Genomic DNA, 236 nt, shown 5'->3' on the forward strand with positions numbered 1-236 from the left:
GGAGGGGCCGGAGCTGGTGGTGCACGGGATCCTCCTCCACGCCGACGGAAGGAGGTTCGTGGTCCTCGTCCAGCCCAAGAGCGGGGAGGCCTTCAGGCTCGTCCTGGGCCGGGCCCGGGGCTTCACCGCCTTCCTGGAGCCCAGGAAGGCCTACCGCCTCGAGGGGGCCCTGCGGGGGGGGAGGCTCCTCGCCGAGCGGGCCTTCCCCTTGGGGAAGTGGGTCCTGGCCCGGAAGG

Annotated in this window: 1 pseudogene; it reads left to right on the forward strand. The window is 73.7% G+C overall.

The window, feature by feature from the left end:
- Positions 1-236: pseudogene (locus ACYQ0J_RS13560) on the forward strand (hypothetical protein); the annotation flags it as partial.

This window comes from Thermus sp. FJN-A (assembly GCF_054655095.1).